Origin of the sequence: Neisseria elongata subsp. elongata (assembly GCF_900113545.1) — a bacterium.
Lineage (GTDB): Bacteria > Pseudomonadota > Gammaproteobacteria > Burkholderiales > Neisseriaceae > Neisseria > Neisseria elongata.
Genome location: NZ_FOPS01000012.1, coordinates 1 through 25,362, shown reverse-complemented (window position 1 = coordinate 25,362; position 25,362 = coordinate 1). Strand labels below are relative to the sequence as shown.

Genomic DNA, 25,362 nt, shown 5'->3' with positions numbered 1-25,362 from the left:
ATATGGTCAAGTCGATATCGATACGGATTAACGGAATGGCTTGGTCCGATTTACGGTATCATACCGTCTGATGCAAATTTATCCGGCCGCATTTTCAGACGGCCTCGAAAGGAATGATTATGACCGACCGCAACGAAACCTTGTTCAACCGCGCCAAAGCCATCATCCCCGGCGGCGTAAACTCCCCCGTCCGCGCATTCGGCAGCGTCGGCGGCGTGCCACGCTTCATCAAAAAAGCCCAAGGCGCGTATGTGTGGGACGAAAACGGCACGCGCTACATCGATTACGTCGGCTCGTGGGGGCCTGCGATTGTCGGACACGCGCACCTCGAAGTCATCGAAGCCGTGCGCGAAGCCGCGTTGGGCGGTTTGTCGTTCGGCGCGCCCACCGAGGCGGAAATCGTCATCGCCGAAAAAATCGCCGAACTCGTGCCCAGCGTCGAACAACTGCGGCTGGTCAGCTCCGGCACCGAAGCCACCATGTCGGCCATCCGCCTCGCGCGCGGATTTACCGGCCGCGACAAAATCATCAAGTTCGAAGGCTGCTACCACGGCCATTCCGACAGCCTGCTGGTCAAAGCCGGCAGCGGCCTGCTCACCTTCGGCAACCCTTCTTCCGCCGGCGTGCCCGACGATTTCACCAAGCACACGCTGGTGCTCGAATACAACAACACCGCCCAACTGGAAGAAACGTTTGAAAAAATCGGCGGCGAAATTGCCTGCGTGATTGTCGAACCGTTCGCGGGCAATATGAATCTGGTCAGGCCGTCTGAAAACTTCGTCCGCGCCCTGCGCTCCCTCACCGCCAAACACGGCGCCGTGTTGATTTACGATGAAGTAATGACCGGTTTCCGCGTCGCACTCGGCGGCGCGCAGTCGCTGCACGGCATCACGCCCGACCTGACCACGATGGGCAAAGTCATCGGCGGCGGTATGCCGCTGGCGGCGTTCGGCGGGCGCAAAGACATCATGGCCTGCATCTCCCCGCTGGGCGGCGTGTATCAGGCGGGTACTTTGTCGGGCAACCCGATTGCCGTCGCAGCCGGCTTGAAAACACTGGAAATCATCCGGCGCGAAGGCTTCTACGAAAACCTGACCGCGCGCACCGAACAGTTGGTTAAAGGCTTTCAGACGGCCGCAGCCAAAGTAGGCGTAGCGTTTACCGCCGACAGCGTGGGCGGCATGTTCGGCCTGTATTTTGCCGATCATGTGCCGCAAAACTACGCCGACATGGCGCGCTCGAATACCGACGGTTTCAAACATTTCTTCCACGGTATGTTGGAACGCGGCGTTGCCTTCGGCCCGTCGGCCTACGAAGCGGGCTTCGTTTCCGCCGCGCACACGCCCGAGCTGATAGACGAAACCGTGGCGGCGGCAGAAGCAGTTTTCGCCGCAATGGCCGGATAACGGATATTTTTGAATAAAGGCCGTCTGAAAACATTTACTTCACAGAAGCTGATGTTTTCAGACGGCCTTTTTGCATGTCCGGTTGAGGTGTTGCCTGCCCTGCCGCAGGCTTTATGTTGTAAAAAAACGGGTCGGGACGGATAGGGCGCACGGTTACCGTTTTCCCATCGGTTCGGCCGGGCATATTCGGTTCAGGTGCGGCAGGGCGTGTCGTGAGGGGCAGAGGAGTCGAAAGGGATTCGTGAGAAACCGTCTTCCACCTGAGAGACTGCCTATCGGGCCGCCGGTACGGAAAATCGGCTTTCCCGCGAAACCTGACGGGTTTTCAGACGGCCTCGGTGTTTCAGTCGGTTGCCCGTATCAGTTCGTCCAACATGCGGGTGGTGTTGTCCAGCCCCGCGCCGATTCGATACCAAGAGCCGGTATCGAGGAGGATGGTTTGGGCGGAATACCGGCCGAGTACGGAGTGTTTTTGCAGTTCGGCGCGGGTGGCGGATGCATCGGCGTGCGGGTTGAGGACGGCGATGTAGTCGGGACGGGCGGCCAGCAGTTTTTCCAACCGCACATTTTGTTCGGCCAGCCGTTTTTCTTCGGCTTCCCGTGCGGCCTTTTTTTGGCGCGAGGAAGCTTTTTCCGGCAGCGGCGCGGGTGGCCGGTCTTCGGGATGATGCGTCAAGTCGGCATTGTCGGGCGTGTACAGGTCGGAGAGGGTGTAGAAGAAGCCGAAGCGGTCGTCTTCGGATTGGGGGATGAAGCCGCCGTTTTCCATCAGCAGTAAGATGGCGGTTTTGCCTTCGGTGCGCTGTTTTAAGATGGCCCGTTTGTTGGATACGGCTTTCAATTTTTGTTCGGCGGCTTTGTTTTTGCCGAATATGTCGGCCAGCAGCATGGTGCGGGCGGCAAGGTCGGTAAGGTAGCTGTCGGTATCGGGTGTGAGGTCGAGGGAGGGGGCGATGGCGGCGGTATCTTTCAGACGGCCTGCCGTTGCGCCGCCGAGGATAATCAATTCGGGCGGTTCGGCGGCGAGTTTGGCGGGATCGGGTTGCCCGCCGTCGTTGTATGCGGCGGTTTGTACGCCCAGGCTTTCGAGGATGTCGAGCGCGGCAGGATCGTAAACGGCGATGCGGCTTGGATTTTTTGCGATTGTGATGGTTTGCTGTTTCCAAACGATGTCTTTGGCAGCAGCCGGAAGCGCGGCGAAAAGGACGGCGGCAAGGAGGCCGGAGAGGAGTTTTCGGACAGGCATGGCAGACGTTTCCTGTTGTTTTTATCGGCCGGATGATAATGATTCGGCCGATAACTGTAAAGGAGGACTGCGCTTCCGAGAATCAGACGAAGCCGATGACCAGCGAAGTCATGCTGACGGATTTGCCGATGATTTCGTCGTTGAAAAATTCGATCGGTTCTTTTTCGCCGCGTAATGCCAGGGCGTAGAGCAGCGGGTAGAAATTCTGCCGGTTGTGGAATGCCTGACGGATGGCGACGGGATATTGGGCTTCGTCCAGCAGGCGGTCGTAGCGGCGGCCGGTTATCCATTTGTTGACCAGTTCGTGCGCCAAATCCGCCCACGGGTAGGCATTGCCCGCACGGTCGGGATGTTGCCAGTCTTGTAGCGGCAGGTTGGAGACGATGTTGCCGGCGGCGACAATCAGCACGCCTTCTTTGCGCAGCGGGGCGAGTTTGGCCGCCAGGTCGAAGTGGCCTTGGGCGTTCAGGCGGCTGTCGAGGCTCATTTGCACGACGGGGATGTCGGCGGCGGGGACGAGGCGTTTCAATACTGCCCACGCGCTGTAATCCAGGCCGCGTTGCGGGTCGGCGGCGGCTTGCTCTTCCCCCAACAGGGCGACGATGCGGGCGGCCAGTTCGGGGTTGCCTTCGGCGGGATAATTTATTCGGTAGAGTTCGTCGGGGAAGTCGTCGAAATCGTGCAGGGTGGACGGTTGTTCGGCAGATGTGACGCGCGTGCCTTCGGTCTGCCATTGGGAGGAGATGCAGAGGATGCTTTCGATTTCGCCGTCGTATTCGTCGAGCAGTTCGTCGCCGTAGTTTTGCCATTCTTCGGTGTAGGCGGAGTCGCGTATGGCATTGAGCGGGCTGCCGTGGCCGATGAACAATACGGGCAGTCTCATGATGGTTTCTCCGAAGAGCGGTGTGTCTTTGATGGTGGGTGCGGGTGGTCGGTCATCATATAGCCTGCATATAATTTGTGCAATAAAATTTAGTGGATTACGGTAGCATATTGATATCAAGCTGTTTTATTTGGAGGCCAAAAAATAGATGCCCGATAGTGTGAGTATGATGCCCAGCACTTTTTGCATGGAAAATTGTTCGTGAAACAGCAGGATGCCCAGAGGTACCAACAACAAGGCGGCGGTACCGTTTACTGCCACGCCCGACCATTGCGGCGAGCCGCCGCTGCGGTAGGCCAAGAAAAAGCCGAGTTCGATTAATACCATGCCTGCGGCCACCAACCAGATGCGCCAATCGGCGGCGGAAACGAGGCCGTCTGAAAGTTTCAGCGGGCCGAAAAACGGCGCGGCTGCCAGGGAAAGGATGAAGGCGAAGGCGTAATACAGGCTTAAGGCCCGCATCGGGTTGCCCTGAATGTCGGCGGATTTCAGGCCGAGGTGGTAGAGGCAGTTGCCGATGGCTGCCGTGAGCAGGCAGAAAAGCAGGGGTTTCATCCGAGGGTTCCTTCGTAGTTCGTGTGTTTGTATTTTTGTTTTGCCGTCGCGCGGTTTGAGATTTTCAGACGGCCTTTATACCGGAATCAGGCCGCTTCCCAATAATCGATATAGAGTTGCAGTTCGATGTTGTCGCGCCATTCGTTGGCCACGGGGCGGTAGACGGTGCGGATGCGTTCGGGGATGTTTTCGCCGCACCGCCAGAACATGGCTTCAAATTCGTAGCCGTCTTTTTTCAGCAGGGCTTTTTTGTGTTTGCCTTCCGCGCCCATGCTTTGCTGGCGGATGACGCTGAATTCGTCGGTAAAGCTCGGCGGGGCGAATCCCTGCCCCCAGACGTGTGCGGACAGGTGTTGCGCGCGTTCCAACGTGATGTCGCCGGCGGGAAGGCTGCCGTCGGTAAGGTAGGTTTGGGTCAGGTCGTCTTCATCCAGCAGGCCGCGCACGGTTTCTTCGAAGGCCGTCTGAAAGCGGGCGACGTCGTTTCCGTGTATGGTCAGGCCGGCCGCCATCGCGTGTCCGCCGAATTTCAAAATCAGGTCGGGATGGCGTTTGGCCACCAAATCCAGCGCATCGCGCAGGTGCAGCTTGGGGATGGAGCGTCCCGAACCGCGCACTTCGCCGTTGTCCGCCGGGGCGAAGACGATGGTGGGGCGGTGGAAACGCTCTTTCAGACGGCCTGCCACGATGCCGACTACGCCTTGATGGAAGTCGTCGCGGTAAACCGTCAGCGTGGTCTGCCCGAACGGCAGTGTTTCGGGGAAGCCCGCCAGCGCGTCGTTGAGCATGGATTGTTCGATTTCGCGCCGTTCGATGTTGAGGTCGTTCAACTGTGCCGCCAGCGTTTGTGCCGCCGCGTCGTTGTCGGCCAAAAGGCAGGCGATGCCGACGGACATGTCATCCAGCCGTCCGGCGGCATTGATGCGCGGGCCCAGCGCAAAACCCATGTCGAAAGGCTGCGCCTTGCGCCAGTCGCGCCGTGCCGCGTCAAACAGGGCGCGGATACCCGGGCGCATCTTGCCCGCCCTCATCCGTTTCAGTCCCTGCGACACTAAAATTCGGTTGTTGTGGTCGAGCGGCACAACGTCGGCCACCGTGCCTAAAGCCACCAAATCCAGCAGGTCGGCAAGGTTCGGCTCGGTGAGGCCGTCTGAAAAACAGCCGCGTCGGCGCATTTCGGCGCGCAAGGCGGTGAGGACGTAAAAAATCACGCCCACGCCCGCCAGGTTTTTGCTCGGAAAACCGCAGCCTTGCTGGTTGGGATTGACGATGATGCAGTCGGGCGTTTCTTCGGCGGGCAGGTGGTGGTCGGTAACGATGACTTCTAAGCCCAAGGCCGCAGCCCGCGCCACGCCCGCCATGCTGGCGATGCCGTTGTCCACCGTCAGCATCAGGCGCGCGCCGGCCGCCGCTGCGGCTTCGGCGATTTCGGGTGTCAGCCCGTAGCCGTTTTCAAAGCGGTTCGGCACCATAAAATCCGCCCGCGCCCCCATGGCCTGCAAGCCTTTGATGCCGACGGCGCAGGCAGTTGCGCCGTCGGCGTCGTAGTCGGCGACAATCAGGATGTTTTCCTGTTTTTCGATTGCGTCGGCCAATCGGACGGCTGCGGTTTCGCAGTTTTTCAGCAGCGTATAAGGCAGCAGGGCGGAAAGTTTGTCCAGCAACTCGTCCGGCCCGGCCACGTCGCGGGCGGCGCACAGGCGGGCGATCAGCGGGTCGGCACCGGCGGCAATCAGGGTTTGGCAGGTTTGGGGATTGACGGGACGGACTTGGATTTTGGCGGACATGGGGCGGTTTCGGACGGCGGAAAAAAGGACGGATTATATAGCGGAATAAAACGGGCGGGGCGGTTTGGTGGCGGTTGTTCGGCGTTTGAGGGTGTTTTTGATGAAAGGCCGTCTGAAAAATATATTTCAGACGGCCTTTTTGTTATTGGGCGGAGGCTGGGTATTCGTGTTCGAAAATATATAAATTCGCAAATTCCGGTTACTCCGCTGCGGTTTCGTGTCTTACAAATTGTTGATTGCCTGAAGCCGATGTGCCACGAAGTCCTTGGCAGTTTCTAATTGGGACGGTACGGATGTGTTTTCGCCGAAATGCGAGATTTTCGGCAGCGGGCTGAGGAAGCTGTCGATGTCTTGCGGGGTGAGGAAACGGCCGTGCAGGTCGAAGCCGACGTTTAAGGCACGGCCGGGGATTTCTGCCAGACGGTCGTGCAAATGGCCGTATAAGTGATACCAGCCTTTGTGGCAGCCGTCCCATTCGTTAATCGGGTAGTGGAACAAAATCAGCGTGTTGTCTATTTCTTCCAATTGCAGTTTTCGGTAGGTTCGGGCGGATGACAGCAGTGGGTGGCCGTCGTGTTTGACGGTTTCAAACAGGTATTTGTTGTGGCGGCGGATGATGTCGTCGTGGTTGCCGTAAATCAGGTGGTGTTTGCCGTTGAGGCGCGATAGGACGGCGGCGATTTTTTTGATGTCGTGGGCGAAAGACAAATCGCCCAAGTTGTATACGTCATCATCGGGGGAAACGGTGTTGTTCCATGTTTCGATCAGGTATTCGTCCATGTCGGCGATGTTGTCGAACGGGCGGAACTGCGGGCAGAATTTGGCAATGTTTTTGTGCGAAAAATGTAGGTCGGATGTGAAAAAGATTTTGCTCATGTTGCGTTTCCTGTGATTTTTTGATGTGGTAGTGCGGCTGTCCGGCTTGAAGCGTATTGCAAGCGGGCGTATGCTGGTTATGTTTATTATGTGGTTAAGGAGTATGTATGCGTTTGGTTATTGCCGCGCCTGCCAACGGCGCACTATTAAAAGACGCGCTCAAAGCGCATTTGCAAAACGACTCGCGTGTCGGCAGCCTGGTCGATTTGTCTTCGCCCGAAGGCACTTATCCGCAGCTTTCGTTTGCGACGGCGCAGGAAGTGGCGGCGGGGCGTGCCGACCGCGCCATCCTGATTTGCGGTACGGGCGTGGGTACGGCGATTGCTGCCAATAAGGTGCGCGGCATACGGGCGGCGACGGCGCACGATTTGCTTACCGTCCGCGGTTCGGTGGAAAACTACGACGCGCAGGTGTTGTGCATGGGGCAGAATGTGATTGCCGCACCTGCCGCTTGGGCACTGGTGGATATTTGGCTGGATTTGCGCCACGACACAAGCAGCGCTTATGCGCCCAAGGTTGGCGAAATCGAGGCATTCGAGTGCGGCGCGTGAGTGTTTGTTTTTTGTTATTTTAAACCGACGGCCTTGTTGCATTTTACTGCCAAGGCCGTCTGAAAATATTTAAACGCTTATTTGCCGTTTTTGCCGCAAGGATGCTTCGCACTATTGTCGCAGACGATTAAATTGCGCAGATGCCCCATGGCATTGGTAATTTCGGCATCGTTTGGCGCATAGCGGAAGGCGTATTGTTTCACATACAGGCCGTCGTTGCCTTGTACTGCCTTCACCCAAGTCAATTCGGGTTTGTTGCTGCTCGGGTTGTTTTCGCAAGCCATCATCCATAATGCGAAGGGATAACCGTTTTCTTTACCTTCCTGTACAGTGTCAAAGCTGCCTCCCGGGCAGGTATTTTTCCATAAGGTAGACAGATTGTTGCCGAATGCGGCCACGCCCGGTTTTGCGCCTGCCATGGATTGCAGGGTAATCATTTTTGTCCAGTTGTCGACGGTCTGTTTCTGCGGTACGAGCTCGACCATTACCATGCCGTTTTGCTCGGTTTGATAGCCGATTTTGAAGTCTTTGGGCGGTTCGCCGAAGGATGCCATCTCCGCAGCTTGCGCCGCCTGTGCCGCCAACGGGAACATCACGGCGGCAAGCATCAATTTTTTGACAATATTGGTTTTTTTCATCATTTTTCCTTTTGCAATAATGAGGGGGCGGATGAAACGAAGTATCCGCCGCCGTCATCTTATCACAAGCGTTCGGCGTTTTTCAGACGGCCTTACAGTTGCCGCAAGAATGCTTGGATAAACGCAATCTTATCCAATTCCGGCATGGCGTTGAACGCTTCGCGATGATCGTGGATATGGTCGATTAAGGGGTAAAACTCTTCATCGACGTGGCGTTTGTCGAGCTTGCGTCCGATGTTGCCTTCGTTGCTTCGTCCCAGAAACTTGGAAATCAGGTAATACGGCGATTTGAGTTTGAACAGCATTTCGCCGGTTTGGGCATCAAATACCATAAAGCCTTCGTGTTCCACGTTTTTCAGACGACCTTTCAGCTCGCCAAACGTAATGTTTTTCAGCGTTTCGGGATGGCGGATGCCGTATTGTTTGCCGATTTCGTCCAATTCCGCTTCAGAAAATTGATGACCTGTCGCCACGTCGATGCAGCCGATTAGGGTTTCACCCAATTCTTCGCGGATGATGTGGATATCTTTCGCGTCTGTGATTTCAAACAAAAAAGTGTGGTTCGGATAAGCGCGGAACAGGGTTTCGTATTGCGCGCAGTGTGCGGCGGTCATGTCTGCAAACGCGCTATCAAGCGAACCGGTGGTCGAATACAGCACTTTGCCGTCAAACGCCGCGCCGTGGGACGGGTGGTCGTCTGAAAGCGAGACGAAAGTGCAGCAGCCGAGGAAGCCGTTCACTTTTACCACCGCATCCACTAATCGCTCGTCGCTGACGCGGATCGGGTAACGGCTGCCTTTGGCAATACGCTCCGAATAATTGAACACTTTTTTAAACGGGCGCACGATGATGCGGTTGTGCGCGTCGATAATCAAACCGCGCATTTCCAGCAGTGCATCGTCGAAGCGGTTGTTATAGAACACGCTGCGTGCGTATTTCAACACGCGCAATTCTGGATAACGCTTGGATGCTTTGGCGGTAAAGTTGCGGCTGCCGTGTTGCAGATAATTTTCGGTGACGAAGGTTTGCTGCGCTTCGTCAAACGACAAGGGTTGCCGCTCGAAAGCCTGCATTTGCTTGATTTTTTCCAACTGTTCCGCGTTGGCGGGCTGCATGGCTTCGACGTGGATTTCGTTTGCCACACGGTTTTGGTTCAGCTTGATATACGCCGCCAACACGTCATGCTCTTTCACGCCGTGCAGGTTGGGATAGAAATTGTGCATACGGTAGATTTCTGTTTCGAAACCGCTTTTTTTCGCCAAATCCAACAAATGGCGGCAACGCGAAGCCTTTTGGTTGGTGTTGGAATGGATGATTAAAATGTTGCGGTTCGGATTTTGGCGTCCGATTTTTAAGGTTTCAGTCATCAAGGCATTACCGCGCTTCTGCGCCTTATCCACCGCCTCGCCTGACCAGCGGTACACGCCGTTTTCGTCGGTCATGAACAAGTCGTTTTCAATACGGACAATTTCCGCATCACGGTACTTCGCTTTAAATTCGGCGGCTTTTTGTTCGGCGAAAGTCGATTTTCCCGAACCTTGATGACCGCGGATTAAGATGAATTTTTGCATGGTTTTGGTTTCCTTATTTGGGTTTTCAGACGACGTTTGGCGTAGGAGGTCGTCTGAAAACAATACGGGCGATTTCCTTATCGATTTTTTCCGCCAGCAAACGGACGGGATAACTTTGCCAATCGGGATAACGGCGGCTGTGATAACAATGCCAATAGCTGCGGATACGGTCTTTCTGTCTCATGCCGCAAGGCTGCGGGAAAGGTTTCAATCAAGGCAAGTTCGTCAGCATTCATGTTTGCCACTCAATCTTTTATCGGTAAGGTCGTCTGAAAACGTTGCCACCTTATCTTCAGACGACCCCTTGGCTAATTTACCGCCGCCAGCTCGGTTTTCTCAATCTCTTCCACCCAGAAATCCGCGCCCATACCTTGCTCGGCGAACGAGCCGATGAGCGTGAACACTTGGTCGGAGAAGCCCCCGATGTTCAAGATGTCGCGGCGGTTTTGCGCCTGTGCGGTGGTGTAGGGCTGGATGTCCAGGCAGACGAGTTTGGCTTCGGGGCAGCGTTGTTTCAGGATGTCCCATTCCTTCATCAGGCCGGTTTTGCCGCCCCATTGTCCGCGGTCTGCCCAGCTTTCGTTATCAGACACGATGACGACCAAATCCACATCGGCTTTTTCGCGGTTCAGCATGGCGAGCGGTGCGCTGCATGCCGTTCCGCCGCCGCCGATATTGGCGAGTTTTTGGGCGTTGGTCATGATGCTGTCGCGCGGGTTGAGCTGCACGTTTACTGTGATTTGTTCAAACGGTATCACGCGGGCTTGCGGGTTGGTGCGCAACATGGCGGCGGACACGAGCGCGGCGATGTCGATACAGCGGGTTCTGCTGGTCGCGCTGCCGCGATAGCCGGTGGCCGGGCTGTGCATGGAGCCGGAGACGTCGGGGCAAACCACGACTTTGCCTCGGATTGCCGGTACGTTTTGTACGGCGGTTTCCATCGCATCTTGCAGGGCTTCGCGGATTTCAAACGGCATCTGTTCGGATGCGGCTTGATACGCGGTCAGCAATTGGTAAGGCAGAACGCGGGCGCGGGCAATGGCGGCTTTGTCGCGCAGTTTTTCTGCCACCATTTTGATGTTTTTGCTTTTCGCAAACATATCGTGGCGCAGAAAGGTGTTCAGGTTTTGGCGAACCTGCTGCCATGAGCCGTTGCGGGCGATTTGCGCCCAGTCGCCGCTGTTCAATTCCAAGGCAGTGAGCATTTGGAACGGAACGTCGGGCAATGCGCCTTGGCGGCTTTGTTTGTAGTCTTCAAAAGCGCGGGTGATGGGCGGCAATGCTGCACGGTCATACGGTTTGCCGATGAGCCACGCAAACCAGGCGGCACGCCATGCTTCACGCGGTTTGGGATGCACCATTTTGACCACGTCCGCCAGCGACGGGGCGTTGCCGATGGCTGCGTTCAACAGTTGTTTTTCGGTGGCGGTCAAAAGCCAGGTCTGCATCAGTTTTTTCGGACGGTTGCCGAAGGATTTTCTACCGACCGCGCCGCTTCGGATGATTTGCGCGAAGTTGCGCAACATTTTACCGTTGTCCGCCACTTGGTCGAATACGCGGGCAAGCATGTTCACGTCTTTTTGCGCCAACACGGCAAGCAACAGTGCAGGCATGTCTTTCATGAAGCCTTTTTGACGGGCGTACACGGCGGTTTTGGCGATAAACTCGGCATCCAGGTTTTCTGCCAATTCCAATACTTGCTCAAGCTGGTCTTGCGCATCGGCGTAGTAGGTGCTGTTCAGGCAGCCAGTGGCGGCAAGTTGGGCGAGCTGTTGCTTGGGTGTCAGCGTATAGGCGATGCCGCCGGCTTCATTACGGGTGTCGGCGGCAGTTGAACGGGTTTTCATGGATTGGAACAAGGTGGTGTTAGCCATTTTCATTTCCTTTCGTGTTGTTGGTTTCAGGTAGCCTGAGTTGTTTTAGCTCCGCAGAAACTGCGCTTTCAGACGGCCTCGAATAGGTGGTGGCGCGGCGGCTAATATTTGAAGGGATACGGTTTTTAACTTTACAGGTTAATGTAATCCCTTCAGGCATCCGCCTGCTGCCGTAAAAAGGGGGTACGGCGGGCAGCTAGGTGTTGGAGAAATTCTCTTCCGATGCTCTACCCCTGAGCTATCCTGCCATAGAAGTTTGTTGGCGGCAGGGTGGGACTCGAACCCGCGACCTTCGGACGTGGAATGTAATTCCTCCGGCATCTGTCTGCCGTACCGGAAAAGGGTGGGCGGCTAGGCTGTGGCAGGATTCCTGCTTCGTATTATTAGTACGACGATTGTTTATCCAATGTAATCCTGCCGGCATCCGCCCGTAAAACTTGCAAATATTGGTTTTGGCTTCGCAGAGACTTCGCTTCTTTTGGAAGCTCCGTTTTAGCTCCGCAGAAACTCAGCTTCCTTCGGACACTTCGTTTTCAGGTAGCCTGTATTTCGTTTTAGCTTCACAGAAACCTAGCCTCCTTCAGGAACTTAGTTTTAACTTCATCGAAGCCGCGCTTTCAGACGGCCTTTCGCTTTCAATCATGCAGCGGACGCAGAACTGCCGCACATAGGCCTTGCGGCCGTCTGAAAGCCTCAAAACAAGCATGTTCCCATAGCCGAACAGAAACTCCGCTTCTTTGCCCTGTGCCGTGCCGAGGATTTCGGCTTGGCCGAAGGCGCGGCCGTCTGAAAGCATGATGTCGTAACGGCTGCCTTCCTTTATCAAACGGCATTCCGCTTCGGGAAAAGTCCGCTCCCGCCAAGCCTGTTCGCGTTTACGGCTGCGGCTGTTTTGGAAGGACAGATAAATCATGGTCGAAAAAACGATGACGCTGATGATTTGCCAAGTGTTCATAACAAACATCCTGTTTCAGGCTACCTGAAAATATTTATTAAGGGGCGGCATGGCAAACAACGAGTTTTTTTGGAAACGCCTCACCGCTCTACCCAACTGAGCTACCCGTTTGGAGCGGGGCAGGACTCGAACCTGCGACCAATGTAGTTTCGAAGGCATTTGTTTTTCCATGCCGCGAAAAAAGGTGGGCGGCTAGATTGGCAGGATTTCGCCGTTTCCGGCGGCGGGAATCGAACCCGCTGTTTCCAGACAATGTAATCCTGCCGGCATCCGCCCGTAGGGGGCACTTCGGCAACTAGAGGTGGAGAAATTGTTACGCGCTCTATCCTCTGAGCTACTCTGCCATCGTTGGCGGCAGAGGCGGGATTCGAACCCGCGACCTCGAGCTTCGTAGGCTGTAATTCCTCCGGCATTTGCCGGTGCCTGAAAACCATATTGCAATAGCCGTGCCAAGCATGAGTAAAATGGCAAAAATTATTTTTAATTGATTGAAAATAAAAAGAAGATATTTTCAGGTAGCCTTTTGCTGCGGAAGGGGTAGAATGCTAAAAAATATCTTAAAATATAGAAAAGTAGAAAAATGAATAGTAGAAAAAACGTCGCCGTCAGCTTTCTCGGCACGGTATTGGATAGCGGTTTCGGGCAAGGGCGTTGGCAGAAATGGCGGCCGAACGTTGCCATGAATCAGCGTCAGGATTTCCATCTTGACCGCATGGAGCTGTTTTATTCGGAGAAATACCGCGATCTGGCGGATCATGTAAAAGCCGATATTCAGCAGGTGTCGCCGCACACCGCCGTCAATCTCGTGCCTATGGAGCTGGAAAACCCGTGGGATTTTTCCGAGGTTTATACCAAGCTACACGATTGGGCAGCAGGCTATGCGTTTGATACGGAAGAGGAAACCTATCTTACCCACATCACCACGGGTACGCACGTTGCGCAAATCTGCCTGTTTTTATTGGTGGAATCGCGTCAAATCCCCGGCGTGCTGTTGCAGACTGCGCCGCCGAAAAATCAAAGGCGAAACATGGGAAAAGGCGATGTCGGCAGTTATGAAATCATCGATTTGGACTTGGCGCGTTACGATGTGCTGGCCGAACGCCTCGCCGCCGTGCGCGATGATGCGGTGCGCTACCTGAAAAGCGGCATCTCCACCCAAAACGCCGCCTTCAACCGCATGATTGCCGAAATTGAACAAGTCGCGCTCCATTCTCCGTCGCCGATTCTGCTCTCCGGCCCTACCGGCGCGGGCAAATCGATGTTGGCACGCAGGATTTTCGAATTGAAAAAGGCGCGCCATCTGATTAAAGGCGAGTTTGTCGATGTGAACTGCGCCACCTTGCGCGGCGACGGCGCGGCTTCCGCCCTGTTCGGACACAAAAAAGGCGCGTTTACCGGCGCGGCGGAAAAGCGCGAAGGCTATTTGAAAACCGCCGACGGCGGCGTGCTGTTTTTGGACGAAATCGGAGAATTGGGCTTGGACGAGCAGGCCATGTTGCTCAAAGCCATTGAAGAAAAACATTTTTATCCCGTCGGCAGCGACAAGGAAGTGCAAAGCAGTTTCCAGCTGATTGCCGGTACCAACCGCGATTTGCGGCGGGAAATCCGCGCCGGACGCTTCCGCGAAGACCTGTTCGCCCGCATCAATATTTGGAACTACCCGCTGCCCGCGCTCGCCGACCGCCGCGAAGACATCGAGCCGAACATCGAACACCAGCTCGCGCTCGCCTCGCAGGAACTCGGCCGTGCCACCCGTTTCAATAAAGAAGCACTGTCCGCCTACCTTGCCTTCGCCCATTCAAGCGAAGCCCGATGGCGCGGCAATTTCCGCGACCTTGCCGCCAGCATCATGCGCCTGGCCACACTTGCCCCGCAGGGCAGGATACAGACAGAATTGGTTGAAGCCGAAATAGGCCGTCTGAAATGGCTGTGGGCGGACGAAACGGATGCGGACGATGCGGAAAATCCTTTTGCAAACCGGCTTTCAGACGGCCTGCCCGCCAAAATCGATGCCGGAACCCTCGACCTGTTCGACCGCGTCCAACTGCAACACGTCATCGCCGAATGCCGCCGCCACCCCAACATGGCCGCCGCCGGCCGCGCCCTGTTTAACGTATCGCGGCTGGAACGCGCCACCGCCAACGACAGCGACCGCCTGCGCAAATACCTGCAACGCTTCGGGCTGACTTGGGCGGATATACGCTGAAAACCCGACTGCCGCACCGCAAAAGGCCGTCTGAAAGCATATCCTGCCTTTTCAGACGGCCTTTGCTTTCACAAACAGCCGAAACAGCGTAGAATCCGCCGTTTGCACCATTCCTATCGGGCAGATTCAACTGCCTGTTTTTTATCAGGTAAACCAAATGAGCGAACAAAACACTCACCAAACCGAGCCGCAGTTGGACGAAAACCAAATCATCGCCCTGCGCCGTGAAAAACTGCACAACATCCGCCAACAGCGCATTGCCTATCCCAACGACTTCAAACGCGACAGCTTTGCCGCTGATTTGCACGCCCAATACGGCGAAATCGGCAAAGAAGAACTCGACCCGCAAGCCGTCCCCGTCAAAATTGCCGGCCGCATGATGCTCAAGCGTCAAATGGGCAAGGCGAGCTTTGCCACCATTCAAGACGTGACCGGTCAAATCCAGCTTTATCTGAACAACAAAGGCGTGAGTCAGGAGGTTTTGGACGATTTCAACCATTGGGACTTGGGCGACATCGTCGGCGCGGAAGGCACTTTGTTCAAAACCAACCACGGCGAATTGACCGTGCGCGTGTCCGACATCCGCCTGCTGTCCAAATCCCTGCGCCCGCTGCCCGACAAACACAAAGGCTTGAGCGATCAGGAAACCAAATACCGTCAACGCTACGTCGATTTGATTGCCAACGAAGAATCGCGTAATACGTTTATCAAACGCAGCCAAATCATCCAATCTGTGCGCAATTTCATGGTGAACGAGCATTATCTCGAAGTCGAAACCCCGATGATGCACCCGATTCCGGGCGGCGCGACGGCGAAGCCTTTCGTTACCCACCACAACGCTTTGGACATCCCGCTGTATCTGCGCATCGCCCCCGAGCTGTATCTGAAACGCCTGGTGGTCGGCGGTTTGGAGCGCGTGTTTGAAATCAACCGCAGCTTCCGCAACGAAGGCATGTCCGTTCGCCACAACCCCGAATTCACCATGATCGAATTCTACGAAGCCTTCTCCGACTACGAACGCATGATGCAGATGGCGGAAGACATCATCCGCAACGCATCGCGCACGGTAAACGGCACGGCGAAAATCAGCTACAACGGTAAAGAAGTCGATTTGGAAAGCCCGTTTGAACGCCTGACCATTCTCGAAGCCATCAAAAAATACAATCCGCACTACACCGACGAGCAGTTGAATGATGCGGAGTGGCTGAAAAAAGAAATCGTCAAACACGGCGAAAGCCTGCCGCCGTCCCCCGGCATCGGCAGCCTGCAACTCGCCCTGTTTGAAGGTTGCGCTGAGAGCAAATTGTGGAACCCGACCTTCATCGTCGATTACCCGGTCGAAGTTTCCCCGTTGGCACGCGCTTCGGATACGAAACAAGGTCTGACCGAACGTTTCGAATTGTTCGTTGTCGGTCGCGAGCTGGCAAACGGCTATTCCGAGTTGAACGACCCCGAAGACCAAGCCGAACGCTTCAAATCGCAAGTGGCGCAAAAAGATGCGGGCGACGACGAAGCCATGCACTACGACGCCGACTACATCCGCGCGATGGAATTCGGCCTGCCGCCGACAGGCGGTTGCGGCATCGGTATCGACCGTCTGGTGATGCTGCTGACTGATTCGCAAACCATTCGCGACGTGATTTTGTTCCCGCAAATGCGTCCCGAATAAGGTAGGGTTGAATGATGGAAAGGCCGTCTGAAAACAGGGTTCTCCGTTTTCAGACGGCCTTTTTGTTCTTTACGGCTGATTTTCGTTGCCTATCACCAAACCGAAACCGGCGTATCCGTTTGACGGGGGTTGAGCGGTAAAGCAGGACGGATAGGGCTGCTTAAGCGGCCCTTGCTGCGGCAGGCCGTCTGAAAACTGTTCGGACGGCTTTTCCCGATCGTAAACACCGCTTTTCCCATACCGCGCTTTTTCCGCCGTGCCTTTTCCCGTAAAATCCGCCTTTTCCAACAAATGCTTTCAGACGGCCTTTGTCTTGCTATCGGCCGTCTGAAAACTTATCGAAGCACAATAAAATGATTAACAAGATTTTCAACTGGTTTGAAAGCCGGGTCGAAGCGTATCCCGAGGCCGTGCCGCTGTCGCCGAAAAAAGGGTTGCTGCCGTTTGTTTGGTCGGGCATGGACGGCGTGCGCAAATGGATTGCCGTGCTGGCGGTGATGACGGCGGGCATCGGCATCATGGAAGCCCTGCTGTTTCAGTTTATGGGCAAGGTGGTGGACTGGCTGGGCAGATACACGCCCGAAACGCTGTTTGCCGAAAAAGGTTGGGCATTGGCGGGCATGGCCTTGATGATGCTGTTCTCCATCTGCTGGATATTCATCGCGTCCAACGTGCGCCTGCAAACCCTGCAAGGCGTGTTCCCCATGCGCCTGCGCTGGAATTTCCACCGCCTGATGCTGGGGCAGTCGCTGGGTTTTTATCAGGACGAATTTGCCGGACGCGTATCGGCCAAAGTGATGCAGACCGCGCTCTCGCTGCGCGACGTGGTGATGACCCTGGCCGACATGGTAACTTATGTGCTGGTGTACTTCATCACGTCGGGCGTGATACTGGCGACGCTCGACAGCTGGCTGCTGCTGCCGTTTATCGGCTGGATAATCGGCTTTGCCTTGGTGATGCGTTTCCTGATTCCCAAATTGGGCAGAACCGCCGCCGCGCAGGCCGATGCCCGCTCGCTGATGACCGGCCGCATCACCGATGCCTATTCCAACATCACCACCGTTAAACTTTTTTCCCACGGCGCGCGCGAAGCGGCTTATGCCAAGCAGTCGATGGAAGAATTCATGGTAACCGTTCATGCCCAGATGCGTCTGGCCACCATGCTGCACACCTGCAGTTTTCTGGTGAACACGTCGCTCACGCTGAGCACCGCCGCGCTGGGCATCTGGCTGTGGCATCAGGGGCAGGTCGGCGTGGGCGCGGTGGCTACCGCCACGGCCATGGCGTTGCGCGTGAACGGCCTGTCGCAATACATCATGTGGGAATCGGCACGGTTGTTTGAAAACATCGGCACTGTCAGCGACGGCATGGCCACCCTGTCCAAACCACAAACCATCTTGGACAAACCGAACGCGCCGCCGCTGAAAGTGGTACGCGGCGAAATCAAATTCGACAAAGTGGATTTTTCCTACGAAGCGGGCAAACCGCTGCTGCAGGATTTCAACCTGACCATCCGCCCGGGCGAAAAAGTCGGCTTAATCGGCCGCAGCGGCGCGGGCAAGTCCACCATCGTCAATCTGCTCCTGCGCTTTTACGAACCGCAAAACGGCACCATTTCCATCGACGGCCAAAACGTCGGCGACGTTACCCAAGAAAGCCTGCGCGCCCAAATCGGATTGGTGACGCAGGATACCAGCCTGCTGCACCGCTCCGTGCGCGACAACATCGTTTACGGCCGCCCGAACGCGACGGACGAAGAAATGATGCAGGCCGCCGAACGCGCCGAAGCCGCCGACTTCATCCCCAACCTTTCCGATGCCAAAGGGCGGCGCGGCTACGACGCGCACGTCGGCGAACGCGGCGTGAAACTCTCCGGCGGCCAACGCCAGCGCATCGCCATCGCCCGCGTCATGCTGAAAGACGCGCCGATTCTGTTGCTCGACGAAGCCACCAGCGCGCTGGATTCCGAAGTGGAAGCCGCGATTCAGGAAAGCCTTGATAAAATGATGGACGGCAAAACCGTGATTGCCATCGCCCACCGCCTGTCCACCATCGCCGCCATGGACAGACTCATCGTTTTGGACAAAGGCCACATCGTCGAACAAGGCACCCATGCCGAACTTCTTGCGCAAAACGGACTGTATGCCAAACTGTGGTCGCGCCAAAGCGGCGGCTTTTTGAGCGAACACGAAGGCGAAGCCTGAGCAAACAGGTAAAGGAGGCCGTCTGAAAAGGGCAAAAGCCGTTTTTCAGACGGCCTTTCCCGTTGCCAACGGCGGCAAAATATGCCATAACCGCGCCCACATTACGCGAATGGAAAAACAGCATGACAGACGGACAAGAACGCCATTACTGGCTGCGGCTGGCACTGATGCCACACATCGGCGCGGAAACCTTCCTGCAGTTTATCCGCCATTTCGGCACGGCCACCGCCGCGTGGCAGGCAGATGCCGAAGCCGTACGGCAGGTACTGGTGCGCAAAGCCGCGCAGGAAGCATGGGCAAACCGGCGCGGAGAAGCCGAACAGGCCGCCGAAGCCGCCGAAAAATGGTCGGAACAGGAAAACTGCCGCCTGCTGCTGTTGTGCGACGAAGACTTTCCCACCATGCTGTCCGAAGGCATCACCCCGCCGCCGATGCTGTTCGTCCGCGGCAACATCGGACTGCTGCACCGCCCGTCCGTGGCCATAGTCGGCAGCCGCCACGCCACCCCGCAGGCACTGCGTATCGCCCATGATTTCGGCCGCAGCCTGTCCGAGCTCGGGATTCCCGTCGTTTCGGGCATGGCCGCCGGCATTGATGCGGCCGCCCATCGCGGCGCATTGGCGGCCGGCGGCGGCACCGTGGCCTTTTGGGGGACGGGTATAGACCGCATCTACCCGTCGTCCAACCGCGAACTGGCCTACGAACTCGGCGAAAAAGGCGCGATCGTATCCGAATTCCCGCTCGGAACCCGCCCGCTGGCGGGCAACTTCCCGCGCCGCAACCGCCTGATAGCCGCACTCTCGCAGGCCGTATTGGTCGTTGAAGCCGCCTTGGAATCTGGTTCGCTGATTACCGCGCGGCTGGCGGGCGAAATGGGGCGCGAGGTGCTGGCCGTTCCCGGCTCGATAGACAACCCGCACAGCAAAGGCTGCCACAAGTTGATTAAAGAAGGCGCGAAACTGACCGAATCGCTGGAAGACATCCTGCAGGAATGCCCGCAACTGTTGCCAGAAAGTGCCGCTTCATCATATTCTATATATAAGGAAACGCCCGTACGGCGGAAAATTTCCGTCAGCCCTGCGGCAGAAACGGACGGCAGGCGGGAAGAAGTCGTTGAAAACAAAGAATACAGGCCGTCTGAAAGCCCACCTTCCCCAGCGACGGCCTCAAACGATGCCGCCGCCCTTCTTGAGAAAATGGGCTACGGCCCCATACATCCCGACACTTTGGCCGAACAGCTGGACAAAAACGCGGCCGACATTTACGCCGCCCTGTTGGAATTGGAACTGGGCGGACTCGTTGCCGCCATGCCGGGCGGGCGTTACCAACGCATCGGATAAACAGGCCGTCTGAAAACGCGGCCGGACAAGGAATAAAAAATGGTGGAATTGATAGCCTTCTTAATCGAACACTTCCAAGACTTCGACTCCTGCCCTTCGGGCGGCGATTTGGGGCACGTTTTGGAAGAAGTGGGCTTCGACGAGGCCGACATACACAAACTGCTGATGCTGATCGACGTATTGAACGAAGCATCGCAATGGGAAGTTGCCGAACAAAGCGGCACCGCCATGCGCGTTTATTGGGCGGAGGAAAGCGACAGGCTGCCGATGGAAGTGCGCGGCCTGCTGCACTACCTCGAACAGGCCGGCGCGCTGGATGCCGGACAACGCGAGTTCGTCATCAACGCCCTGATGTTCATGCCCGCCGAAGACATTACCGTCGATATGGCCAAAGTGATGAGCTTGCTGGTGTTGTGGGCGCAGAAATCCGAACTGCCCGTATTGGTGGGCGACGACCTGATGGCCGCGCTGCACGGCGAAGCCACCATGCATTGAGGCCGTCTGAAAACGGCCGCCGCGCTACGGCGCAACACAAAATCCAAACACATTTCATAACTTTCAGACGGCCTCCCGATACGGCAGAGGCCGTCTGAAATATAAAATCCAATACATTAAAAGAGAACAGACAATGGCGAAAAACCTCTTAATCGTCGAATCACCGTCCAAAGCCAAAACCCTGAAAAAATACCTTGGCGGCGATTTCGAAATTCTGGCCTCCTACGGCCACGTCCGCGACCTTATCCCCAAAAACGGTGCCGTCGATCCCGAACACGACTTCGCCATGAAATACGAGCTGATCAAACGCAACGCCAAACACGTCGATGCGATTGTCGCCGGAGCCAAAGAAGCCGAAAACATCTACCTCGCAACCGACCCGGATAGGGAAGGCGAAGCCATCTCATGGCATCTTTATGAAATCCTCAAAACCAAACGCGGCCTGAAAAACATCAAGCCGCAGCGTGTCGTGTTCCACGAAATCACCAAAAACGCCGTGCTCGACGCCGTCGCCAACCCGCGCGAAATCGAAATGGATTTGGTGGATGCGCAACAAGCCCGCCGCGCTTTGGACTATCTGGTCGGTTTCAACCTCTCGCCGTTGTTGTGGAAAAAAATCCGCCGCGGTTTGAGTGCGGGTCGTGTGCAAAGCCCAGCACTGCGCCTGATTTGCGAACGCGAAAACGAAATCCGCGCCTTTGAAGCGCAGGAATATTGGACGGTGCATCTCGACAGCCACAAAGGCCGCAGCAAGTTCACCGCCAAACTCGCCCAATACAACGGCGCGAAACTCGAACAATTCGACCTGCCGAACGAAGCCGCGCAAGCCGACGTGCTGAAAGAACTTGAAGGCAAAGAGGCAGTCGTTACCGCCATCGAAAAGAAAAAGCGCAGCCGCAATCCTGCCGCGCCGTTCACCACATCCACCATGCAGCAGGATGCCGTGCGCAAACTCGGCTTCACCACCGACCGCACCATGCGTACCGCCCAGCAGCTTTACGAAGGTATAGACGTAGGGCAGGGCGCCATCGGTCTGATTACCTATATGCGTACCGACAGCGTGAATTTGGCCGATGAAGCGTTAACCGAAATCCGCCATTACATCGAAAACAAAATCGGCAAAGAATATCTGCCGAGTGCCGCCAAACAATACAAAACCAAATCCAAAAACGCCCAAGAAGCGCACGAAGCCATCCGTCCGACTTCCGTGTACCGCACGCCCGAAAGCGTCAAACCTTTCCTGAGCGCAGACCAGTTCAAACTCTATCAAATGATTTGGCAGCGCACCGTTGCCTGTCAGATGACGCCCGCCAAATTCGACCAAACCACCGTTGATATTACCGTCGGCAAAGGCGTATTCCGCGTAACCGGACAAGTGCAAACCTTCGCAGGCTTCCTCAGCGTTTACGAAGAAAGCAGCGACGATGAAGAAGGCGAAGACAGCAAAAAACTGCCCGAAATGAGCGAAGGCGACAAATTGCCCGTGGACAAACTCTACGGCGAACAACACTTCACCACCCCGCCGCCGCGCTACAACGAAGCCACGCTGGTTAAAGCCCTCGAAGAATACGGCATCGGTCGCCCATCGACCTACGCCAGCATCATCTCCACGCTCAAAGACCGCGAATACGTTACCCTTGAGCAAAAACGCTTCATGCCCACCGACACAGGCGACATCGTCAACAAATTCCTGACCGAACATTTCGCCCAATACGTCGATTACCACTTCACCGCCAAACTCGAAGACCAGCTCGACGAAATCGCCGACGGCAAACGCCGCTGGATTCCTGTGATGGACAAATTCTGGAAACCGTTCATCAAGCAAGTGGAAGAAAAAGAAGGCATCGAACGCGCCAAATTCACCACGCAGGAACTCGACGAAACCTGCCCCAAATGCGGCGAACACAAACTGCAAATCAAGTTCGGCAAAATGGGCCGCTTCGTTGCCTGCGCCGGCTATCCCGAGTGCAGCTACACCCGCAACGTCAACGAAACCGCCGAAGAGGCCGCCGAGCGCATTGCCAAAGCCGAAGCCGAGCAAGCCGAACTCGACGGACGCGAATGCCCTAAATGCGGCGGACGGCTGGTGTACAAATACAGCCGCACCGGCAGCAAATTCATCGGCTGCGCCAACTACCCCAAATGCAAACACGTCGAGCCGTTAGAAAAACCTAAAGACACCGGCGTCCAATGCCCGCAATGCAAAAAAGGCAACCTCGTCGAGCGAAAATCCCGCTACGGCAAACTGTTTTACAGTTGCAGCACCTATCCCGACTGCAACTATGCCACTTGGAACCCGCCCGTCGCCGAAGAATGTCCGAACTGCCATTGGCCGGTTTTGACCATCAAAACCACCAAACGCTGGGGCGTGGAAAAAGTCTGCCCGCAAAAAGAATGCGGCTGGAAAGAGCAGATTGAACCGCCTGCACCGAAAGAGTAAGATTAGATTGGTTTAAAAGAGAAAAGGCCGTCTGAAAATCCATATTCTGATTTTCAGACGGCCTTTGCAGGTATAATTATTTCCGAATCAATAACAAATGCCGTCTGAAAAACTTTCAGACGGCCTTCATATGTGAAAATGGCAAGCAATAAACACGATAAACATAATAATCAAGTACGTATCATCGGCGGGCAATGCAGAGGTCGCAGGCTGACTTTCTCTTCAGCCGACGGATTGCGTCCGACTCCCGATAGCGTTCGTGAACGGCTGTTTAATTGGATGGGGCAGGACTTAACCGGGCTAAAAGTATTGGATTTGTTTGCCGGCAGCGGTGCGTTAGGTTTTGAGGCTGCTTCACGCAATGCTGCCGAAGTAGCTATGGTGGAAATAAATAGAAATACGTTTCAGAATTTGCAAAAACATATCCACCAATTTGGATGGCAAGAAAAAATAACGTTGCATCAGCAATCAGCTGCCGTTTTTTTACAGGCGACGAATAAACTTTTTGATGTCGTGTTTCTTGATCCTCCGTTCAACTGGACGCAGTGGCAGGATTTATTCCCTCAGCTGAGGGAATGCCTCAAAGAAAACGCATTTGTCTATATCGAAGCAGGCTCTTTGCCCGAATATCCGGATTGGCTGGAACACTACCGGGATGGACGGTCCGGCTTAAGCCGTTTCGTATTGCTTCGGAAGGTAAGCGTTTAAAAAATGATAACTATTCATAAATATAAAGAAAACAATCGTCTAGAGAAGTTGTGCTATAATCCGCGCCCGATAATTTTAACCATACCGCATCTGAGAAGGACTTTGAATTATGGCCCTCTTTATTACGGACGACTGCATCAATTGTGATGTCTGTGAACCGGAATGTCCAAACGACGCAATTTCCCAAGGTGAGGAAATCTACGAAATCAACCCCAATTTGTGCACACAATGCGTTGGGCATTATGATGAGCCGCAATGCCAACAGGTATGCCCTGTCGATTGCATATTGATTGATGAAGAACATCCTGAAACACATGATGAGTTGTATGCAAAATACATCCGCATCGTAGAAGAAAAATAAAATTATAAAACAATTGGTTGTGTTAAAATTTATCTTTTTAACCGTATTTTGTTTGACAAGGTTTTGAGGTTTAAGTAAGATGTTCAATCTCTTTGGTGGGATTCCCGAGCGGTCAAAGGGGGCAGACTGTAAATCTGTTGCGAAAGCTTCGAAGGTTCGAATCCTTCTCCCACCACCAAATTCCAATATGTTGGAGCATTGATGCAGTAAGTCTGCGGGTGTAGCTCAATGGTAGAGCAGAAGCCTTCCAAGCTTACGGTGAGGGTTCGATTCCCTTCACCCGCTCCAATAATCTTGGCCCATGTAGCTCAGGGGTAGAGCACTCCCTTGGTAAGGGAGAGGCCGGCAGTTCAAATCTGCCCATGGGCACCAAATACCCGTTTATTTAGTAATTTGAGATAGGAAATTTGCCATGGCAAAGGAAAAATTTGAACGTAGCAAACCGCACGTAAACGTTGGCACCATCGGTCACGTTGACCATGGTAAAACCACTCTGACAGCTGCTTTGACTACTATTTTGGCTAAAAAATTCGGTGGTGCTGCAAAAGCTTACGACCAAATCGACAACGCTCCCGAAGAAAAAGCTCGCGGTATTACCATTAATACCTCACACGTAGAATACGAAACCGAAAACCGCCACTACGCACACGTAGACTGCCCGGGCCACGCCGACTACGTTAAAAACATGATTACCGGTGCCGCACAAATGGACGGCGCAATCCTGGTATGTTCCGCTGCTGACGGTCCTATGCCGCAAACCCGCGAACACATCCTGTTGGCCCGCCAAGTAGGCGTACCTTACATCATCGTGTTCATGAACAAATGCGACATGGTTGACGATGCCGAGCTGTTGGAACTGGTTGAAATGGAAATCCGTGACTTGCTGTCAAGCTACGACTTCCCAGGCGACGACTGCCCGATCGTACAAGGTTCCGCACTGAAAGCCTTGGAAGGCGACGCAGCTTACGAAGAAAAAATCTTCGAACTGGCTGCTGCATTGGACAGCTACATCCCGACACCTGAGCGTGCCGTGGACAAACCGTTCCTGTTGCCTATCGAAGACGTATTCTCTATCTCCGGCCGTGGTACAGTAGTAACCGGTCGTGTAGAGCGCGGTATCATCCACGTCGGTGACGAGATCGAAATCGTAGGTCTGAAAGAAACCCAAAAAACCACTTGTACCGGTGTTGAAATGTTCCGCAAACTGCTGGACGAAGGTCAAGCAGGTGACAACGTAGGCGTATTGCTGCGCGGTACCAAACGTGAAGAAGTGGAACGCGGTCAAGTATTGGCTAAACCGGGTACCATCACTCCTCACACCAAATTCAAAGCAGAAGTTTACGTATTGAGCAAAGAAGAGGGTGGTCGTCATACTCCGTTCTTCGCTAACTACCGTCCACAATTCTACTTCCGTACTACCGACGTAACCGGTGCGGTTACTTTGGAAGAAGGTGTAGAAATGGTTATGCCTGGTGAGAACGTGGCCATCACTGTAGAACTGATTGCACCTATCGCTATGGAAGAAGGTCTGCGCTTTGCGATTCGCGAAGGCGGTCGTACCGTAGGTGCGGGCGTGGTTTCTTCTATCATCGCTTAA

Annotated in this window: 21 protein-coding genes and 3 tRNA genes; 14 read left to right on the top strand and 10 right to left on the bottom strand. The window is 55.1% G+C overall.

Annotated elements, in window-relative coordinates; all coding sequences use genetic code 11:
* Positions 1 to 119: 119 nt before the first annotated feature.
* Positions 120 to 1,406: a glutamate-1-semialdehyde 2,1-aminomutase gene (gene hemL / locus BM261_RS10350; RefSeq protein ID WP_074897986.1), complete on the top strand. Its 1,287-nt coding sequence runs from the start codon at positions 120 to 122 to the stop codon at positions 1,404 to 1,406.
* Positions 1,407 to 1,749: 343 nt separating this feature from the next.
* Here hemL and BM261_RS10345 read toward each other — a convergent pair whose 3' ends face one another.
* The 5 genes from BM261_RS10345 to BM261_RS10325 form a co-directional block, all read right to left on the bottom strand.
* Complete coding sequence (locus tag BM261_RS10345; protein WP_074897984.1) at positions 1,750 to 2,652, bottom strand: substrate-binding domain-containing protein; 903 nt, start codon at positions 2,650 to 2,652, stop codon at positions 1,750 to 1,752.
* Between the two features lie 82 nt (positions 2,653 to 2,734).
* The gene (locus BM261_RS10340) at positions 2,735 to 3,535 is read right to left on the bottom strand and encodes a dioxygenase family protein (RefSeq protein ID WP_074897982.1); all 801 of its coding nucleotides are present in this window, start codon (positions 3,533 to 3,535) and stop codon (positions 2,735 to 2,737) included.
* A gap of 126 nt (positions 3,536 to 3,661) precedes the next feature.
* Positions 3,662 to 4,090 (bottom strand): hypothetical protein, encoded by a 429-nt coding sequence (locus tag BM261_RS10335; protein WP_074897980.1) that lies wholly within the window; start codon positions 4,088 to 4,090, stop codon positions 3,662 to 3,664.
* An 86-nt stretch (positions 4,091 to 4,176) separates the two neighbouring features.
* Complete coding sequence (gene recJ, locus BM261_RS10330; RefSeq protein WP_074897978.1) at positions 4,177 to 5,877, bottom strand: single-stranded-DNA-specific exonuclease RecJ; 1,701 nt, start codon at positions 5,875 to 5,877, stop codon at positions 4,177 to 4,179.
* 222 nt (positions 5,878 to 6,099) lie between these two features.
* Entirely contained in the window at positions 6,100 to 6,753 is a 654-nt protein-coding gene (locus BM261_RS10325) for a phosphoesterase (protein WP_074897976.1), read from the bottom strand.
* A gap of 107 nt (positions 6,754 to 6,860) precedes the next feature.
* On the opposite strand from BM261_RS10325, the gene BM261_RS10320 reads away from it, so the two are divergent.
* On the top strand, positions 6,861 to 7,304 hold the full coding sequence (locus tag BM261_RS10320) for an RpiB/LacA/LacB family sugar-phosphate isomerase (protein WP_074897973.1): 444 nt from the start codon (positions 6,861 to 6,863) through the stop codon (positions 7,302 to 7,304).
* A 77-nt stretch (positions 7,305 to 7,381) separates the two neighbouring features.
* Here BM261_RS10320 and BM261_RS10315 read toward each other — a convergent pair whose 3' ends face one another.
* The 5 genes from BM261_RS10315 to BM261_RS10300 form a co-directional block, all read right to left on the bottom strand.
* Positions 7,382 to 7,942: a hypothetical protein gene (locus BM261_RS10315; RefSeq protein WP_074897971.1), complete on the bottom strand. Its 561-nt coding sequence runs from the start codon at positions 7,940 to 7,942 to the stop codon at positions 7,382 to 7,384.
* 92 nt (positions 7,943 to 8,034) lie between these two features.
* Positions 8,035 to 9,513, bottom strand: coding sequence for an RNA ligase (locus BM261_RS10310; RefSeq protein WP_074897968.1), 1,479 nt, complete (start codon positions 9,511 to 9,513; stop codon positions 8,035 to 8,037).
* A gap of 25 nt (positions 9,514 to 9,538) precedes the next feature.
* Positions 9,539 to 9,697 (bottom strand): hypothetical protein, encoded by a 159-nt coding sequence (locus BM261_RS12705; RefSeq protein WP_172459040.1) that lies wholly within the window; start codon positions 9,695 to 9,697, stop codon positions 9,539 to 9,541.
* Positions 9,698 to 9,821: 124 nt separating this feature from the next.
* Positions 9,822 to 11,393, bottom strand: coding sequence for a TROVE domain-containing protein (locus BM261_RS10305; protein WP_074897966.1), 1,572 nt, complete (start codon positions 11,391 to 11,393; stop codon positions 9,822 to 9,824).
* A gap of 574 nt (positions 11,394 to 11,967) precedes the next feature.
* Positions 11,968 to 12,342: a hypothetical protein gene (locus BM261_RS10300; RefSeq protein WP_074897964.1), complete on the bottom strand. Its 375-nt coding sequence runs from the start codon at positions 12,340 to 12,342 to the stop codon at positions 11,968 to 11,970.
* 580 nt (positions 12,343 to 12,922) lie between these two features.
* Between BM261_RS10300 and rtcR the strand changes: the two genes are divergently transcribed.
* The 12 genes from rtcR (at position 12,923) to tuf (ending at position 25,362) form a co-directional block, all read left to right on the top strand.
* The gene (gene rtcR / locus BM261_RS10295) at positions 12,923 to 14,548 is read left to right on the top strand and encodes an RNA repair transcriptional activator RtcR (protein ID WP_074897961.1); all 1,626 of its coding nucleotides are present in this window, start codon (positions 12,923 to 12,925) and stop codon (positions 14,546 to 14,548) included.
* A 157-nt stretch (positions 14,549 to 14,705) separates the two neighbouring features.
* The gene (lysS, locus tag BM261_RS10290) at positions 14,706 to 16,217 is read left to right on the top strand and encodes a lysine--tRNA ligase (RefSeq protein ID WP_074897958.1); all 1,512 of its coding nucleotides are present in this window, start codon (positions 14,706 to 14,708) and stop codon (positions 16,215 to 16,217) included.
* A gap of 353 nt (positions 16,218 to 16,570) precedes the next feature.
* Entirely contained in the window at positions 16,571 to 18,421 is a 1,851-nt protein-coding gene (locus BM261_RS10280) for an ABC transporter ATP-binding protein (protein WP_074897954.1), read from the top strand.
* A gap of 122 nt (positions 18,422 to 18,543) precedes the next feature.
* Entirely contained in the window at positions 18,544 to 19,761 is a 1,218-nt protein-coding gene (dprA, locus tag BM261_RS10275; protein WP_074898034.1) for a DNA-processing protein DprA, read from the top strand.
* Between the two features lie 39 nt (positions 19,762 to 19,800).
* Positions 19,801 to 20,256, top strand: a complete 456-nt coding sequence (locus tag BM261_RS10270) for a DUF494 domain-containing protein (protein ID WP_074897952.1) — start codon at positions 19,801 to 19,803, stop codon at positions 20,254 to 20,256.
* A gap of 133 nt (positions 20,257 to 20,389) precedes the next feature.
* Positions 20,390 to 22,696 carry a type I DNA topoisomerase gene (topA, locus tag BM261_RS10265; RefSeq protein ID WP_074897950.1) on the top strand — a complete coding sequence of 769 codons (2,307 nt, stop codon included), beginning with the start codon at positions 20,390 to 20,392 and terminating at the stop codon, positions 22,694 to 22,696.
* A 138-nt stretch (positions 22,697 to 22,834) separates the two neighbouring features.
* A complete protein-coding gene (gene rsmD, locus BM261_RS10260) occupies positions 22,835 to 23,404 on the top strand; it encodes a 16S rRNA (guanine(966)-N(2))-methyltransferase RsmD (protein ID WP_074897947.1) in 570 nt (189 codons plus the stop codon).
* Positions 23,405 to 23,513: 109 nt separating this feature from the next.
* A complete protein-coding gene (locus BM261_RS10255) occupies positions 23,514 to 23,765 on the top strand; it encodes a YfhL family 4Fe-4S dicluster ferredoxin (protein ID WP_049249225.1) in 252 nt (83 codons plus the stop codon).
* Between the two features lie 94 nt (positions 23,766 to 23,859).
* Positions 23,860 to 23,943, top strand: a tRNA-Tyr gene (locus BM261_RS10250).
* Positions 23,944 to 23,979: 36 nt separating this feature from the next.
* Positions 23,980 to 24,053 (top strand) — tRNA-Gly (locus tag BM261_RS10245).
* Between the two features lie 9 nt (positions 24,054 to 24,062).
* A tRNA-Thr gene (locus BM261_RS10240) sits at positions 24,063 to 24,137 on the top strand.
* Between the two features lie 40 nt (positions 24,138 to 24,177).
* Positions 24,178 to 25,362 carry an elongation factor Tu gene (gene tuf / locus BM261_RS10235; RefSeq protein ID WP_074897945.1) on the top strand — a complete coding sequence of 395 codons (1,185 nt, stop codon included), beginning with the start codon at positions 24,178 to 24,180 and terminating at the stop codon, positions 25,360 to 25,362.

Coding starts and splice junctions, on each gene's coding strand:
- BM261_RS10340 (WP_074897982.1), bottom strand. CDS start 3,535: ATGAGACTGCCCGTATTGTTCATCGGCCACGGCAGCCCGCTCAATGCC.
- lysS (WP_074897958.1), top strand. CDS start 14,706: ATGAGCGAACAAAACACTCACCAAACCGAGCCGCAGTTGGACGAAAAC.
- BM261_RS10305 (WP_074897966.1), bottom strand. CDS start 11,393: ATGAAAATGGCTAACACCACCTTGTTCCAATCCATGAAAACCCGTTCA.
- hemL (WP_074897986.1), top strand. CDS start 120: ATGACCGACCGCAACGAAACCTTGTTCAACCGCGCCAAAGCCATCATC.
- BM261_RS10310 (WP_074897968.1), bottom strand. CDS start 9,513: ATGCAAAAATTCATCTTAATCCGCGGTCATCAAGGTTCGGGAAAATCG.
- rtcR (WP_074897961.1), top strand. CDS start 12,923: ATGAATAGTAGAAAAAACGTCGCCGTCAGCTTTCTCGGCACGGTATTG.
- dprA (WP_074898034.1), top strand. CDS start 18,544: ATGACAGACGGACAAGAACGCCATTACTGGCTGCGGCTGGCACTGATG.
- BM261_RS12705 (WP_172459040.1), bottom strand. CDS start 9,697: ATGAGACAGAAAGACCGTATCCGCAGCTATTGGCATTGTTATCACAGC.
- BM261_RS10315 (WP_074897971.1), bottom strand. CDS start 7,942: ATGAAAAAAACCAATATTGTCAAAAAATTGATGCTTGCCGCCGTGATG.
- BM261_RS10325 (WP_074897976.1), bottom strand. CDS start 6,753: ATGAGCAAAATCTTTTTCACATCCGACCTACATTTTTCGCACAAAAAC.
- BM261_RS10280 (WP_074897954.1), top strand. CDS start 16,571: ATGATTAACAAGATTTTCAACTGGTTTGAAAGCCGGGTCGAAGCGTAT.
- BM261_RS10335 (WP_074897980.1), bottom strand. CDS start 4,090: ATGAAACCCCTGCTTTTCTGCCTGCTCACGGCAGCCATCGGCAACTGC.
- BM261_RS10255 (WP_049249225.1), top strand. CDS start 23,514: ATGGCCCTCTTTATTACGGACGACTGCATCAATTGTGATGTCTGTGAA.
- recJ (WP_074897978.1), bottom strand. CDS start 5,877: ATGTCCGCCAAAATCCAAGTCCGTCCCGTCAATCCCCAAACCTGCCAA.
- rsmD (WP_074897947.1), top strand. CDS start 22,835: ATGGCAAGCAATAAACACGATAAACATAATAATCAAGTACGTATCATC.
- BM261_RS10300 (WP_074897964.1), bottom strand. CDS start 12,342: ATGAACACTTGGCAAATCATCAGCGTCATCGTTTTTTCGACCATGATT.
- tuf (WP_074897945.1), top strand. CDS start 24,178: ATGGCAAAGGAAAAATTTGAACGTAGCAAACCGCACGTAAACGTTGGC.
- topA (WP_074897950.1), top strand. CDS start 20,390: ATGGCGAAAAACCTCTTAATCGTCGAATCACCGTCCAAAGCCAAAACC.
- BM261_RS10320 (WP_074897973.1), top strand. CDS start 6,861: ATGCGTTTGGTTATTGCCGCGCCTGCCAACGGCGCACTATTAAAAGAC.
- BM261_RS10270 (WP_074897952.1), top strand. CDS start 19,801: ATGGTGGAATTGATAGCCTTCTTAATCGAACACTTCCAAGACTTCGAC.
- BM261_RS10345 (WP_074897984.1), bottom strand. CDS start 2,652: ATGCCTGTCCGAAAACTCCTCTCCGGCCTCCTTGCCGCCGTCCTTTTC.